Origin of the sequence: Roseicyclus amphidinii, assembly GCF_030163755.1 — a bacterium.
Taxonomy (GTDB): Bacteria; Pseudomonadota; Alphaproteobacteria; order Rhodobacterales; family Rhodobacteraceae; genus Roseicyclus; species Roseicyclus amphidinii.
The window spans coordinates 1-12,404 of the sequence record NZ_JASJOE010000081.1 but is presented as its reverse complement, the minus strand read 5'-3'; the positions used below and the strand labels follow the sequence as shown (position 1 = coordinate 12,404).

The 12,404-nt window shown below is 67.8% G+C and carries 13 protein-coding genes; 12 read left to right on the top strand and 1 reads right to left on the bottom strand.

Annotated features, from left to right (window positions below; translation table 11 throughout):
* The 11 genes from QQK83_RS17390 to QQK83_RS17340 form a co-directional block, all read left to right on the top strand.
* Nucleotides 1-184 (top strand): hypothetical protein (locus QQK83_RS17390; RefSeq protein ID WP_284266416.1); only part of this gene is annotated, 184 nt, incomplete at its 5' end.
* Complete coding sequence (pcaC, locus tag QQK83_RS17385; protein WP_284266414.1) at nt 177-560, top strand: 4-carboxymuconolactone decarboxylase; 384 nt, start codon at nt 177-179, stop codon at nt 558-560. The genes QQK83_RS17390 and pcaC, both read left to right, overlap by 8 nt.
* Nucleotides 557-1,285 carry a protocatechuate 3,4-dioxygenase subunit beta gene (gene pcaH, locus QQK83_RS17380; protein WP_284266412.1) on the top strand — a complete coding sequence of 243 codons (729 nt, stop codon included), beginning with the start codon at nt 557-559 and terminating at the stop codon, nt 1,283-1,285. Before pcaC ends, pcaH begins: the two co-directional genes overlap by 4 nt.
* 3 nt (nt 1,286-1,288) lie before the next feature.
* Nucleotides 1,289-1,909, top strand: coding sequence for a protocatechuate 3,4-dioxygenase subunit alpha (pcaG, locus tag QQK83_RS17375; protein ID WP_284266410.1), 621 nt, complete (start codon nt 1,289-1,291; stop codon nt 1,907-1,909).
* Nucleotides 1,910-1,919: 10 nt separating this feature from the next.
* On the top strand, nt 1,920-2,780 hold the full coding sequence (locus tag QQK83_RS17370; RefSeq protein ID WP_284266408.1) for a 3-oxoadipate:acetyl-CoA acetyltransferase: 861 nt from the start codon (nt 1,920-1,922) through the stop codon (nt 2,778-2,780).
* A 386-nt stretch (nt 2,781-3,166) separates the two neighbouring features.
* Nucleotides 3,167-4,243 carry a LacI family DNA-binding transcriptional regulator gene (locus tag QQK83_RS17365; RefSeq protein WP_284266406.1) on the top strand — a complete coding sequence of 359 codons (1,077 nt, stop codon included), beginning with the start codon at nt 3,167-3,169 and terminating at the stop codon, nt 4,241-4,243.
* A gap of 30 nt (nt 4,244-4,273) precedes the next feature.
* Nucleotides 4,274-5,536: a sugar ABC transporter substrate-binding protein gene (locus QQK83_RS17360; RefSeq protein WP_284266404.1), complete on the top strand. Its 1,263-nt coding sequence runs from the start codon at nt 4,274-4,276 to the stop codon at nt 5,534-5,536.
* Nucleotides 5,537-5,599: 63 nt separating this feature from the next.
* Complete coding sequence (locus QQK83_RS17355) at nt 5,600-6,667, top strand: carbohydrate ABC transporter permease (RefSeq protein WP_284266402.1); 1,068 nt, start codon at nt 5,600-5,602, stop codon at nt 6,665-6,667.
* A 2-nt stretch (nt 6,668-6,669) separates the two neighbouring features.
* Nucleotides 6,670-7,548 (top strand): carbohydrate ABC transporter permease, encoded by an 879-nt coding sequence (locus tag QQK83_RS17350; protein ID WP_284266400.1) that lies wholly within the window; start codon nt 6,670-6,672, stop codon nt 7,546-7,548.
* Nucleotides 7,548-8,534 (top strand): glycoside hydrolase family protein, encoded by a 987-nt coding sequence (locus QQK83_RS17345; RefSeq protein WP_284266398.1) that lies wholly within the window; start codon nt 7,548-7,550, stop codon nt 8,532-8,534. The genes QQK83_RS17350 and QQK83_RS17345 overlap by 1 nt, the downstream gene beginning before the upstream one ends.
* A gap of 4 nt (nt 8,535-8,538) precedes the next feature.
* Entirely contained in the window at nt 8,539-9,627 is a 1,089-nt protein-coding gene (locus QQK83_RS17340) for an ABC transporter ATP-binding protein (protein WP_284266396.1), read from the top strand.
* A 71-nt stretch (nt 9,628-9,698) separates the two neighbouring features.
* Here QQK83_RS17340 and QQK83_RS17335 read toward each other — a convergent pair whose 3' ends face one another.
* Nucleotides 9,699-11,474: an SLC13 family permease gene (locus QQK83_RS17335; RefSeq protein WP_284266394.1), complete on the bottom strand. Its 1,776-nt coding sequence runs from the start codon at nt 11,472-11,474 to the stop codon at nt 9,699-9,701.
* Between the two features lie 351 nt (nt 11,475-11,825).
* On the opposite strand from QQK83_RS17335, the gene QQK83_RS17330 reads away from it, so the two are divergent.
* On the top strand, nt 11,826-12,404 hold a 579-nt coding region (locus tag QQK83_RS17330; protein WP_284266393.1), incomplete at its 3' end, for a PfkB family carbohydrate kinase.

Below are 12,404 nucleotides of genomic sequence, written 5' to 3'. Positions count from 1 at the left end.
CGACCCGGCCGAAGCGGCCCGCGCGCTGCGGGACGGAACCTGCCCGCCCGGCCCGGTCGCGGCCACGGCCGAAACCGGGTCCGATGCCGACGGCCTCGCGGCTGCCTCCTGCCGCCCCATGGACGGCACAGGTGTCTTCGCCGCCGGTCTTGCCGCCCTCTCCAAGGAGCACGCCCATGTCTGAGCTGTTCGATCTCGGGATGATGACGCGGCGCGCCGTTCTCGGCGATGCCCATGTCGACCGCGCCGAGGCCGCGACGACGCCCTTCGATGCGCCGTTCCAGACCCTCATCACCGAAGCGGCCTGGGGCACGGTCTGGTCCGACACGACCATCACGAGGCGCGAACGGTCGATGCTGACCCTGGCGTTGTTGGCGGCGACCGGGAATTTCGAGGAAATCCCCATGCATATCCGCGCGACGGCCAATACCGGCGCGACCAAGGACGACGTGATGCAGGCCTTTCTGCATGTGGCGATCTACGCCGGCGTCCCGAAAGCCAATCACGCCATCAAGCTGGCCAAGGCCACCTATTCGGACCTGGAGGAGAACACCGCATGACACCCCAAGGGGAATTCTACCAGCGCGACCGGTCCTTGCACCCGCCTGCCCTGACGCCGGACTACAAGACGTCGGTCGCACGCAGCCCCCGCTATGCGCTGATCTCGCTTCAATGCTCCGTGTCCGAGATCACCGGCCCGGTCTTCGGCCATGGCGATATCGACGCGGGCGACAACGACCTTCTGACCAACTTCGCGCAGCCCGGCGAAAGCCCCATCGGCGAGCGCATCCTCCTCCATGGCCGGGTTCTGGACGAGAACGCGCGGCCGGTGCCCAACACCCTTGTCGAGCTCTGGCAGGCGAATGCCGGGGGGCGCTATCGCCACAAGAAGGATACCTACCTCGCTCCCATCGACCCGAATTTCGGCGGCTGCGGGCGGACCCTGACCGACGAGAACGGCTGCTACGTCTTCCGCACGGTCAAGCCGGGTGCCTATCCGTGGCGCAACATGGTCAACAACTGGCGGCCTGCGCATGTGCATGTGTCGGTGTTCGGCTCGGGCTTCGCCCAGCGGCTGATCACCCAGTGCTATTTCGAGGGCGACCCCCTGATCCCGATCTGCCCGATCGTGCAATCGATCCCGGACCAAGGCGCGATCGAGCGGCTGACCGCGAGGCTCGACATGAACGCGTCGATCCCGCTCGATACCATCGCCTACAGGTTCGACATCGTCCTGCGCGGCCGACGCTCGACCCTGTTCGAAAACCGCCTCGAGGGGAACTGAACCATGTCGCAGCGATTGAATGACCTGCGCGAGACCGCATCCCAGACCGCGGGGCCTTACGTGCATATCGGCCTTGCCCCCGGTGCCGCGGGCTTCGACATCTACAAGCGGGAACTCGGCCGGGATATCGCCGGACCCAACGCAAGGGGTGAGCGTATCCGGATCGAGGGCCGCGTGATCGACGGCATGGGCGCCCCCATCAAGGACGTGCTCATCGAGGTCTGGCAAGCCAATGCGGACGGCCATCATGCCCATCCCGAAGGCGGCGGCCCGGTCGAGGAGGGCTTTCGCGGCTGGGGCCGCGTGATCACCGACTTCGACACCGGCGAATGGGGCTTCGAGACCGTGAAACCCGGACGGACCCGTGGACGCAATGTCGGCGTGCAGGCCCCGCATCTCAATCTCTGGATCGTCGCGCGCGGGATCAATGTCGGGCTGAACACCCGGATGTATTTCTCCGACGAGGCCGAAGCCAACGCCGCGGATCCGGTCCTGAACCTGATCGAATGGGAGCACCGGCGCGCCACGCTGGTGGCGACGCGCTCCGAGGGGGCCGGACCTGCGGTCTACCGCTTCGACATCAAGCTTCAGGGCGAAGACGAAACCGTCTTCTTCGACGTGTGAGGCTGGGCGGATGACCAGACCCTGCATCATCTGCGTCGCCATCACCGGCAGCCTGCCGACCAAGGCGAACAACCCTGCCGTGCCGATCACCGTGTCGGAACAGGTGGAAAGCACGCATGAGGCCTTCGAGGCCGGGGCGAGCATCGTCCACGCGCATGTGCGCAACGACGACGAAACGCCCTCCTCGGACCCCGAGAAATTCGCGGCCCTCAAGGAGGGGCTGGAAAAGCACTGCCCCGGCATGATCCTCCAGTTTTCGACCGGTGGCCGGTCCGGCGCAGGGCAGGCGCGCGGCGCGATGCTTCCGCTCCGCCCCGACATGGCGTCCCTGTCTGTCGGCTCCAACAACTTCCCCACCCGCGTCTACGAAAACCCGCCCGACCTCGTCGATTGGCTCGCCGCCGAGATGCTGGCCCATGACGTGAAGCCCGAGATCGAGGCCTTCGACCTCAGCCACATCCTGAAGGCCAAGGAAATGGCCGACCGCGGCCAGCTCAAGGGCACGCCCTACGTGCAATTCGTCATGGGCGTGAAGAACGCGATGCCCGTCGACCGCGACGTGTTCGACTATTACATCCGCACGGTTCACCGCCTGTTCGGCCCGGACGCGCCGTGGTGTGCGGCGGGCATCGGCCAGCACCAGCTGACCCTCAACGAATGGGCCATCGCCGCGGGCGGCCATGCGCGCACGGGGCTCGAGGACAACGTGCGGCTGGACCGCGACACGCTCGCCCCGTCGAACGCCGCACTGGTCCGTCGGACCGCGGAGATCTGCGCGCGCAACCAACGACCTGTCGCCACGTGGCAGCAGGCGCGCGACATTCTCGGGCTGCGCCATCCGCAGGCAACGGGACAGCGGGGCGCGGCGTGAAGATGCCCCACCCCCCGACCGGGGGCATGGGGCTTTGGCATGACGGCAACCTGATCGCGCGTCCGATGGATGCGTGACGGCCGGCTTCGCCTCGGCACGGCGAACGGCCCGCATCCGCAAGCATCGGTACCCCGTGGCGGTCAACCGGATCTGACAGCCCGGACGCAGCAGTGGTGCAATCCCTCACGCCCGAACCCGCGCCACCGCCGCAAACAGGCATCGACGCACCGGGCGGCGGCCTTGCAGCGACGACAGGCAGCGGCGCGGCGAGGGTCCGTCGCCGGATCGGAGAGGGCGACCCCGCCGGTTGGGCTTATCAGATCCGGACGAGGCCACCCCACCCCGATGCGAGATTGACACCGGCCACCCATGATGACATCGATGTCATGACATCGGTGTCACACGCCGAGTCGGGGGGAATTCGCATGGTCACGCTCTATGACGTCGCCAAGTCGGCCGGTGTCTCGCCCAAGACGGTGAGCCGGGTGCTGAACGGCGACGGACCGGTCGGCAAGGCCACGCGCGACAGCGTCGAGGCCGCGATGCAGGCGCTGGGCTACGTGCCCTCGTCGGCGGCGCGCGCCTTGCGGTCGGCGAAATCGGGGCTGATCGGCGTCGTCTCGGGGGCGATTTCCTACACCGACGACAACCCGCTCCTTGCGGGTCTGCCCGAGATCTACATCCTGCGCGGCATCCAGGACGTGCTGGACGAAAAGCGCCTTACGGTCCTTCTGACCGATACGGGCGGCCGGGCGGATGCCGCGCCGGGGCTGCTGAACACGCTGGCCCGGCACCGGGTAGACGGCACGATCTACGTGGCCCCCTTCCATCAACAGGTCGCCCTGCCCCCGCCCACCGCGGTGTCCGCGCCGCTCGTGGTCGCCAACGGCTTTGCCGACGATGCGACCTCGGCCGTGGTGCCCGACGATTACACCGGCCAGCGCGTGCTGGTGGACGGGCTGATCGCGCGCGGGCACCGGCGCATCGCCTACCTGCAACTGCCCCATGCCCTGCTGGCCACGCAGCACCGCACCCGCGCTTACGAGGACGCCCACCGGGCCGCGGGCCTTCCGCTCGATCCCGGCTTGATGATCGTCGCCGACCGCGTCGATGACGATGCCGAGGCCCGCACCGCGACGCTGCAGCACGCCATCGCGGCGCTGCTTGCCACCTCGCCCCTGCCCACCGCGATCTGCTGCGGCAACGACCGCATGGCGCTGGCGGTCTACGGCATGCTGCGCGCCCGCGGGCTGCGCATCCCAGACGACATCTCGGTCGCGGGCTACGACGACTACCGCCTGATTTCCGAAACGCTCTACCCCGCGCTCACCACGGTCGCGCTGCCCTACCGCGAAATCGGCCGACAGGCCGCGCGGCTGCTGACCGAACCGCAGTCCGGGACCCGGCGCATCACCGTGCCCGGCCCGGTCCATTGGCGCGACAGCGTCACCACGATCACCTGATCTGCTTTGCCACCGAGGGAGGATACACAGATGGCAAGAAAGACCCTGCTGCTCACCACCGCACTCGGCCTGGGATGGGCCGCGTCGGCACAGGCCCAGACCGAAATCGGCATGTGGTATCACGGCGCCGGGAACGAGGTCGAAAGCGCGATCATCACCCGCATCGTCGACGACTTCAACGCGGGCCAGTCCGACTGGATGGTCACGCTCGAAAGCTTCCCGCAGAACTCCTACAACGACAGTGTCGTCGCGGGCGCGCTGGCGGGCAACCTGCCCTGCATCCTCGACGTGGACGGCCCCGTGATGCCGAACTGGGCGTGGTCGGGCTACATGCAGCCGCTGGCCATCGACGCAAGCCTGATCGAGGGCTACCTGCCCGGCACGCTGGGCTACTGGGACGGCGAGCTGTATTCCGTCGGCCTGTGGGACGCGGCCGTCGCGCTTTACGCGCGGCAATCCGACCTCGACGCCTGGGGCCTGCGCACGCCGACCCTGGCCGAGCCCTGGACGCAAGAGGAATTCATGGCCGCCCTCGACGCGGCGCGGGCCGACGGGCGCTACGAATACGCCCTCGACCTCGGCATGGCGTGGACCGGCGAATGGTATCCCTATGCCTTCTCGCCCTTCCTGCAGTCCTTCGGCGGCGACATCATCGACCGCGAGACCTACACCAGCGCCGATGGCGTGCTGAACGGCGACGCGGCGCTCGCCTTCGGCGAATGGTGGCAGATGCTGTTCGCCGAGGGCTATGCGCCCGGCACCAGCCAGGACCCCGCCGACCGCGACAGCGGCTTCAACGAGGGCAAATATGCCTTCGCGTGGAACGGAAACTGGGCCGCGGTGCCGACGCTGGGCGCGGTCGAGGACGTGGTCTTCCTGCCCGCGCCCGATTTCGGCAACGGCCCGACCATCGGCGCAGGCTCGTGGCAGTTCGGCGTCTCGGCCACCTGCGAAACCCCCGAGGGCGCGAACGCCTTCATCGCCCATGCGCTGCAGGACGAATACCTGGCCGCCTTCTCTGACGGTATCGGCCTGATCCCCTCGACGCCGGGCGCAGCCGCGATGACCGAGAACTACGCCGAGGGCGGCCCGCTCGAGGTGTTCTTCGGCCTCTCCGCCGAACAGGCGCTCGTGCGCCCGGTGACGCCGGGCTACGTGGTCGCGGCGCAGGTCTTCGAGGCGGCGCTGGCCAATATCGCCAACGGCGCGGACGTGGCCGACGAGCTTGACGCCGCCGTCGACGCGATCGAGGCCGACATCGAGCGCAACCAGGGCTACGGCCACGACGGCTGAGGCAGGACGGGCCGGGGGCGGCGACGTCCCCGGCCCTCTCGCGCGACGGGGAAAGGTGCCGCGATGGCAAGCAAACTGACCACATCGAACCGCGCGGGCTGGGGCTTTGCCCTGCCGGGCTTCGGCCTGATCGCGGTCTTCATCGTCCTGCCCTTCTTCTTCGCCTTCTACTTCTCGCTGACGAACCAGCGGCTGATCTCTCCCAACCCCACGGAATACGTGGGGCTCGACAATTACCGCAGCCTTCTGGGCCTTGCGGTCATCACGCTGGAGCCCGAGCGCGACGACGCGGGCCAGATCCTGCGCGACGCCGACGGCGCGATCGAATACCCGCGCGTCCGCACGATCACGCGCTCCGACGACTTCCCGCAGTACCGCGGCATGCGCGAATGGTTCCGCTGGCACTCGGGCGACACGGCCCGCGTCGTCATCGCCTCGGACGTGGTCTTCATGAAGGCGCTCGTGAACACCTTTCTCTTCGTGCTGGTGGTCGCGCCCGTGCAGGCGGGGCTTGCCCTGTGCCTTGCGCTGCTGATCAACCAGCGCCTGCGGGGCATCAACATCTACCGCACGATCTATTTCATGCCGGTGGTGGTCTCGATCGTGGTGGTCTCGCTCTTGTGGCGCTTCATCTACGACGGCAATGACGGGCTTCTGAACAACCTGCTCTCCGCGCTCAGTTTCGGCGCCTTCGAAGGGCGCGACTGGCTGGGCGATCCCTCGACCGCGCTGGGGTCGATCATGGCGATGTCGATCTGGCAGGCGGTGGGCTTTCACATGGTGATCTGGCTCTCGGGCCTGCAGACCATCAGCCCCACCCTCTACGAGGCCGCCGACATCGAGGGCGCGAACCGCTGGCAGACCTTCCGCTACGTGACATGGCCGGGGCTGCGCAACACCGCCGTCCTGATCCTGATCGTCATCACCATGCAATGCTTCGCGCTCTTCGCGCAGATCGACGTCATGACCAACGGCGGCCCGCTGGACAGCACGCAGACGCTGGTCTTCCAGGCGGTTGAACGCGGCTACGGGCGGCAGGATATCTCGGGCGGCTCGGCGATCAGCGTGATCCTGTTCCTGATCGTTCTGAGCATCTCGCTGGTGCAACGCTGGCTGACGAGGGGGCGCTGACCATGGCCATGGTATCCGCCGAGAACCGGGGGCTCAGGCTGGCCGTGCGCTATGCCGTCCTGACGCTGGTGGCGATCATCTTCATCTTCCCGCTGCTGTTCATGGTGATGTCCTCGCTCAAGCCGCAGGCGCAGCTCCTGGCCGACACCTCGTCGCTGCGCGCCTTCCTGCCGGTGGGCGACATCAGCCTGCAGAACTACACCGACGCCTTCCGCCGCGCGCCGGTCGTCACCTTCATGATCAACTCGGTCCTGGTGACCGGCATCACCGTCCTGTTGTCGCTGGCGGTCTGCTCGCTCGCGGCCTTTTCCTTCGCCTTTCTCGAATGGAAGGGGCGCGGCGTGATCCTGTCGGTGATCCTCGCCACGCTGATCATCCCCTTCGAAACCATCGCCATTCCGCTGCTGCTGATGGTGTCGCAACTGCCGTGGATCGGCTGGAACGGGCTGGAGTTCGGCTGGCTCAACACCTACCGCGTGCAGATCATCCCCTGGGTGGCCGACGGGCTGACCATCTTCCTCTTCGTGCAGTATTTCCGCGACCTGCCCCGCGAGCTGATCGAGGCCGCCCGTGTCGAGGGCGCGACCTGGTTCCAGGTCTACTGGCGCGTGGTCATGCCGCTGGCGGGCCCCGTCATCGCCACCGCGGCGATCCTCAAGTTCCTCGTGATGTACAACCAGTATCTCTGGCCCCTCATCGTGGTGCAGCAGGAAAGCGTGCGCCCGGTGATGGTGGGCTTGGGCTATTTCTTCCAGCTCAACACCGCCTGGGGCGAGGTCATGGCCTACCTGACCGTGATCACCCTGCCGGTGCTGGCCTTCTACCTGGTGCTGCAACGCGCCTTCATCGCTTCCATCGCATCGACCGGAGTCAAAGGCTGATGTCACTCTCTCTCGACGACCACTGGATCTGGGACAGCTGGTATGCCCATGACGGCGACCGCTGGCACGGGTTCTTCCTCAAGGCGCCCAAATCCCTCGGCGACCCCGAGTTGCGCCATTTCAACGTCAGCGTGGGCCATGCCGTCAGCGACGACCTGACGACATGGGAACACCTGGGCACCTGCCATGCGCCCGCGCCGCAGCCCGCATGGGACGACTACACCACCTGGACGGGCAGCGTGATCCGCGGGGACGACGGCCTGTGGCACCTGTTCTACACCGGCACCACCCGCGCCGAGCAGGGGCTCTACCAACGGATCGGCCACGCCACCTCGAGCGACCTGCACAGCTGGCAGCGGGTGGGCGACGGGCAATGCCTCGACCTGACCGGGCCGAATGCCGCCCATTACGAGGCCGACTTCGCCCAAAGCGTCTGGCACGACCGCGCGATGCGCGACCCCTGGGTCATGCGCGACCCCGACGGCGACGGCTGGCTGATGTATTTCACTGCCCGCGCGCCCGGCATCGCGGAACCCAACGCCGGCGGCGCCATCGGCTTTGCCACCTCGCCCGACCTGATGACATGGACGCTTCAGCCCCCCGTCTTCACCGGCGGTTACGGCCAGCTCGAGGTGCCGCAGGTCTTTTCGCAGAACGGGCGCTGGTATTGCCTGTTCTGCACCGCGGCCGAGCATTTCTCCAAGGCGCAGGCCGAGGCGACCGAGGGCGGCCCGGTCACCGGCAACCATTACCTTGTCGCCGACGACCCGCGCGGTCCGTGGCGGATCGCGCCCGGCTTCTTCGACGGGGCCCTGCCCTGCCGGCGCTACGCGGCGCGGATCGTCGAGACGACCGAGGGGCTGCGCATTCTGGGCTTCTCCGACCGCCCTGATGGCGACTTCGTCGGCCGCATCCTCGACCCCGAACCGGTTCACACCGAAGCGGACGGCACCCTTCGGGTCGTTCCTGCCCCTGCCGCGGAGTGACGCCATGGCCACCGTGAGACTGAGGAACCTGCGCAAGAGCTTCGGCGCCGTCGAGGTCATCAAGGGCGTGGACATCGACATCGAGGACGGCGAATTCGTCGTCTTCGTCGGCCCCTCGGGCTGCGGCAAGTCCACGCTTCTGCGCATGATCGCGGGGCTGGAGGACATCACCTCGGGCACGCTCGAGATCGACGGGGTCACCGTCAACGACCTCGCCCCCAAGGATCGCGGCATCGCCATGGTGTTCCAGACCTACGCGATCTTTCCGCACATGACGGTGCGCGAGAACGTGGCCTTTGGCCTGACCATCGCGGGCGCGCCCAGGGCCGAGAAGGAGCGCAAGGTCGCCGAGGCCGCGCGCATCCTGCAGATGGAGCACCTGCTCGACCGCCACCCCTCGCAGCTGTCGGGCGGCCAGCGCCAGCGCGTCGCCATCGGGCGCGCCATCGTGCGCGACCCCAAGGTGTTCCTCTTCGACGAGCCGCTCTCGAACCTCGACGCGGCGCTCCGCATGGACATGCGGATGGAGATCGGCAAGCTGCACCAGAACCTTGGCGCCTCGATGATCTACGTCACCCACGACCAGGTCGAGGCGATGACGCTGGCCGACAAGATCGTCGTCCTGAAGGACGGCGAGGTGATGCAGACGGGCACCCCGATGGAACTCTATCACAACCCCGCCAACCTCTTCGTCGCGGGCTTTCTGGGCGCGCCTTCGATGAATTTCATCAAGGTCGAGGTCGGATCGGTCGGACCCGGTCAGGCCACCGTCCGCACCCCCGCGCTTGACCCCATCGACGTGCCGACCGGCGGGCGCAGCTTCAAGGGCGGGGACAAGGCGATCCTCGCGGTGCGCCCGCAATACCTGACCCCGACGGCCCCGGACGCAGGCATGCTGCACGGCACGGTCGCGCTGACCGAACGGTTGGGCGCCGAGACCGTGATCGACGTCACCCTGCGGGACGGCGGCAGCATCATCGCCGCCATAGCCGAGGACAGGGTTCTGAAGCCCGGCACCGAGATCGGGCTGAGCTTCGACGCCGCCAAGGCCCATCTCTTCGCCGACGAGGCGCTGCACACCGAACCCCATTGACCGGGGCACGCCCTGCGCCCCAAAGCCTGCGCCCCGATCCCTGCGCCCCGATCCCTGCGCCGTGCCGGTCCTCAGAACGGGAAGAACAGCGGGATGATCCCCACGGCGACCACCGCGAAGATCAGGTTCAGCGGCAGGCCGACCCGGATGAAGTCGGTGAACTTGTAGCCGCCTGCCCCGTAGACGAAGGTGTTGGTCTGGTAGCCGATGGGCGTGGCGAAACTGGCCGAGGCCGCGAACATCACCGCCATGATGAAGGGGCGCGGGTCGAAGCCCAGCTCGATGGCGAGCGCGATGACGATGGGGCCGATCAACACGGCGACCGCGTTGTTCGACACCATCTCGGTCAGGGCGCTGGTCAGGACATAGACGGCAGCGAGAATGGCGAGCGGCCCGATCCCGCCCACCGCGCCGACCGCCGCTTCGACGATCATGTTGGCCGTGCCGGTCTCCTCCATGCCCAGGGTCAGGCCGAGCATCCCGAAGATCAGGAACAGGATACGCCAGTCAATCGCGTCGAAGGCCTCTTCGGGGTCGACGCAGCGCGTCATCATCACGATGACGGCCCCGATCACCGCAAGCCCCGCGATCGGCAGCACGTTCAGCGCGGCCAGCCCCATCACGCCGACGATGGTGGCGATGGCGATGGGGGCCTTGGCGCGCCGCTGCGGCCCTTCGGACGGGGTCGACAGGTTGACGATGCCGCCGTCCTCCATCAGCCGCTGAAGCCCCTCGGGCGGGCCCTCGAGCAGAAGGGTATCCGCGAATTGCAGGCGCAGATCCTGCAATTCCTGGCTGATGTTCTGCTCTTGCCGATGCACGGCCATGAGGTAGACGCCGTATTTCCGGCGCAGCTTGAGATCCTTGATCGGCCGCCCCCGCAGGTGCGATTTCGGTCCGACGCTGGCCTCCATCGTGATGGTCTGGTCCGCGGTCACCGGCTCGACGTCGTGATCCTCGCGCCCGCGAAACGCGATCTGCCCGTCGTCCTTCAGCCCCAGGATCTCGCCGGTGCCGGTCTTCAGCACCAGCCGGTCCCCGGCTTCGAGGACAAGCTCCTGCATCGTGCGGCGCATCGACACCTCGCCGCGCACCACGTCGAGGATCCGCGTCTCGGCGGTGTTGAACGGCAGATCGGCAAGTTGCTTGCCGACGTATTTCGACCCGTTCGGGATCAACAGCCGCGCAAGGAAGCGGCGCTTGCTCTCCTGCCCCAGAACCCCCGAGAGCGAGGCCCGGTCGGGCAACAGGTAGCGCCCGGCGAACACCATGTAGACCATGCCCACCGTCGCCAGGATCAGCCCCGGCAGGGTCATCTCGAACATGGTGAGCGGCGGCTGGCCCGCCTCCTGCGCCACGCCGCTCATGAGGATGTTCGTCGAGGTGCCGACCAGCGTCAGCATCCCGCCGAAGATCGCGGCGAAGGAGAGCGGGATCAGCATCCGCGACGGCGCCACGCCGACCGAAGAGGCGACCGAGATCATGATCGGAGTCAACAGGATCACCACGGGCGTGTTGTTCATGAAGGCCGACGCCCCCATCGTGCCGACCATCATCAGGAGCATCGCCCGCAGGAACGACCCGCGCGCCTGCTGCTTCAGCACGTCGCCGATGATCTCGAGCACCCCCGTCCGCTCCAGCGCCGCCGAGATGATGAACATCATCGCAATGGTGATCGGCGCCGACGAGCTGAACACCGACAGGAAGTCCCGCGTCTCGATGATCCCCGTCGCCAGCAGCGCCGCCGAGGCCGCAAGGGCCGTCACCTCGGGCGGGTAGATCTCGCGGATGAAGCTCAGGAAGACCACGCCGACGAGCGCGAGAACGAAGATCTGGTCGAGGCTCATGGGCACGGACCTTCCCGAGGCGGAGGAGATGGCGATGACAGCGGTTGCGGTGGCGGTGGCGGCAAGTTTCCCGGAATAAACGACAAAGCCACGCCTGTCTTCAATCTCAATCTCTCGGGGCCGCCGCAACCCGCCGGGCCGCGACAGGCCGAACCGAGGGACCACGCACCGGGCCCTTGCGCGGCAGTTGTCTCGATGCATGTGATCGACTACCCCGCCCCCACCGCCGCCCCATGGAGGTTCCATGCCCGATCCGTCCCTATCAGCCCCCCCGTCCGCCCGGTCCGCGCGCGCTCGGGGTCTGCACGCCTGCACCGCGGATCTCCGCGCGCCGCGGCCCGGGGGCGCGGAATGACCGTCCGTCTGCTCTGCATCGGGGAATGCATGATCGAGATGGCCCCCCAGCACGACGGCCGCTACGCGATGGGCTACGCGGGCGACACGTTCAACACGGCGTGGTATGCGCGGCGTGCAGCCGGGCCGGGGATCGAGGTCGCCTACCTCACCGCCATCGGCGAGGATGCGGCCTCGCAGGGGCTGGAGGCGTTCATCCGCGCCGCGGGCATCACGCCCGAACTGACGGTCCGCCCCGACCGGACCATCGGGCTGTACCTGATCACGCTGTCGCAGGGCGAGCGCAGCTTTTCCTATTGGCGCGACAGCTCGGCCGCGCGCACCCTCGCCGATGAGCTGGACGATCTTCCGGGCGTCGGGCCGGGCGACATGGTCAGCTTCTCGGGCATCACGCTGGCGATCCTGCCCGCCGCCGGGCGCGACCGGCTGCTGGCCGCCGTCACCCGCGCAAGGGCGCGCGGCGCGCGCGTCGCCTTCGACCCCAACATCCGGCCCCTGCTCTGGCCCGATGCCGCGGCGATGCGCGCCTCGATCATGCAGGCCGCCGCCCTGTCCGACATCGTGCTCCCGTCCTTC

Excerpts from the sequence above, each read along its gene's own strand:
- pcaC (WP_284266414.1), top strand. The coding sequence starts at position 177 with ATGTCTGAGCTGTTCGATCTCGGGATGATGACGCGGCGCGCCGTTCTC.
- pcaH (WP_284266412.1), top strand. The coding sequence starts at position 557 with ATGACACCCCAAGGGGAATTCTACCAGCGCGACCGGTCCTTGCACCCG.
- pcaG (WP_284266410.1), top strand. The coding sequence starts at position 1,289 with ATGTCGCAGCGATTGAATGACCTGCGCGAGACCGCATCCCAGACCGCG.
- QQK83_RS17370 (WP_284266408.1), top strand. The coding sequence starts at position 1,920 with ATGACCAGACCCTGCATCATCTGCGTCGCCATCACCGGCAGCCTGCCG.
- QQK83_RS17365 (WP_284266406.1), top strand. The coding sequence starts at position 3,167 with ATGACATCGGTGTCACACGCCGAGTCGGGGGGAATTCGCATGGTCACG.
- QQK83_RS17360 (WP_284266404.1), top strand. The coding sequence starts at position 4,274 with ATGGCAAGAAAGACCCTGCTGCTCACCACCGCACTCGGCCTGGGATGG.
- QQK83_RS17355 (WP_284266402.1), top strand. The coding sequence starts at position 5,600 with ATGGCAAGCAAACTGACCACATCGAACCGCGCGGGCTGGGGCTTTGCC.
- QQK83_RS17350 (WP_284266400.1), top strand. The coding sequence starts at position 6,670 with ATGGCCATGGTATCCGCCGAGAACCGGGGGCTCAGGCTGGCCGTGCGC.
- QQK83_RS17345 (WP_284266398.1), top strand. The coding sequence starts at position 7,548 with ATGTCACTCTCTCTCGACGACCACTGGATCTGGGACAGCTGGTATGCC.
- QQK83_RS17340 (WP_284266396.1), top strand. The coding sequence starts at position 8,539 with ATGGCCACCGTGAGACTGAGGAACCTGCGCAAGAGCTTCGGCGCCGTC.
- QQK83_RS17335 (WP_284266394.1), bottom strand. The coding sequence starts at position 11,474 with ATGAGCCTCGACCAGATCTTCGTTCTCGCGCTCGTCGGCGTGGTCTTC.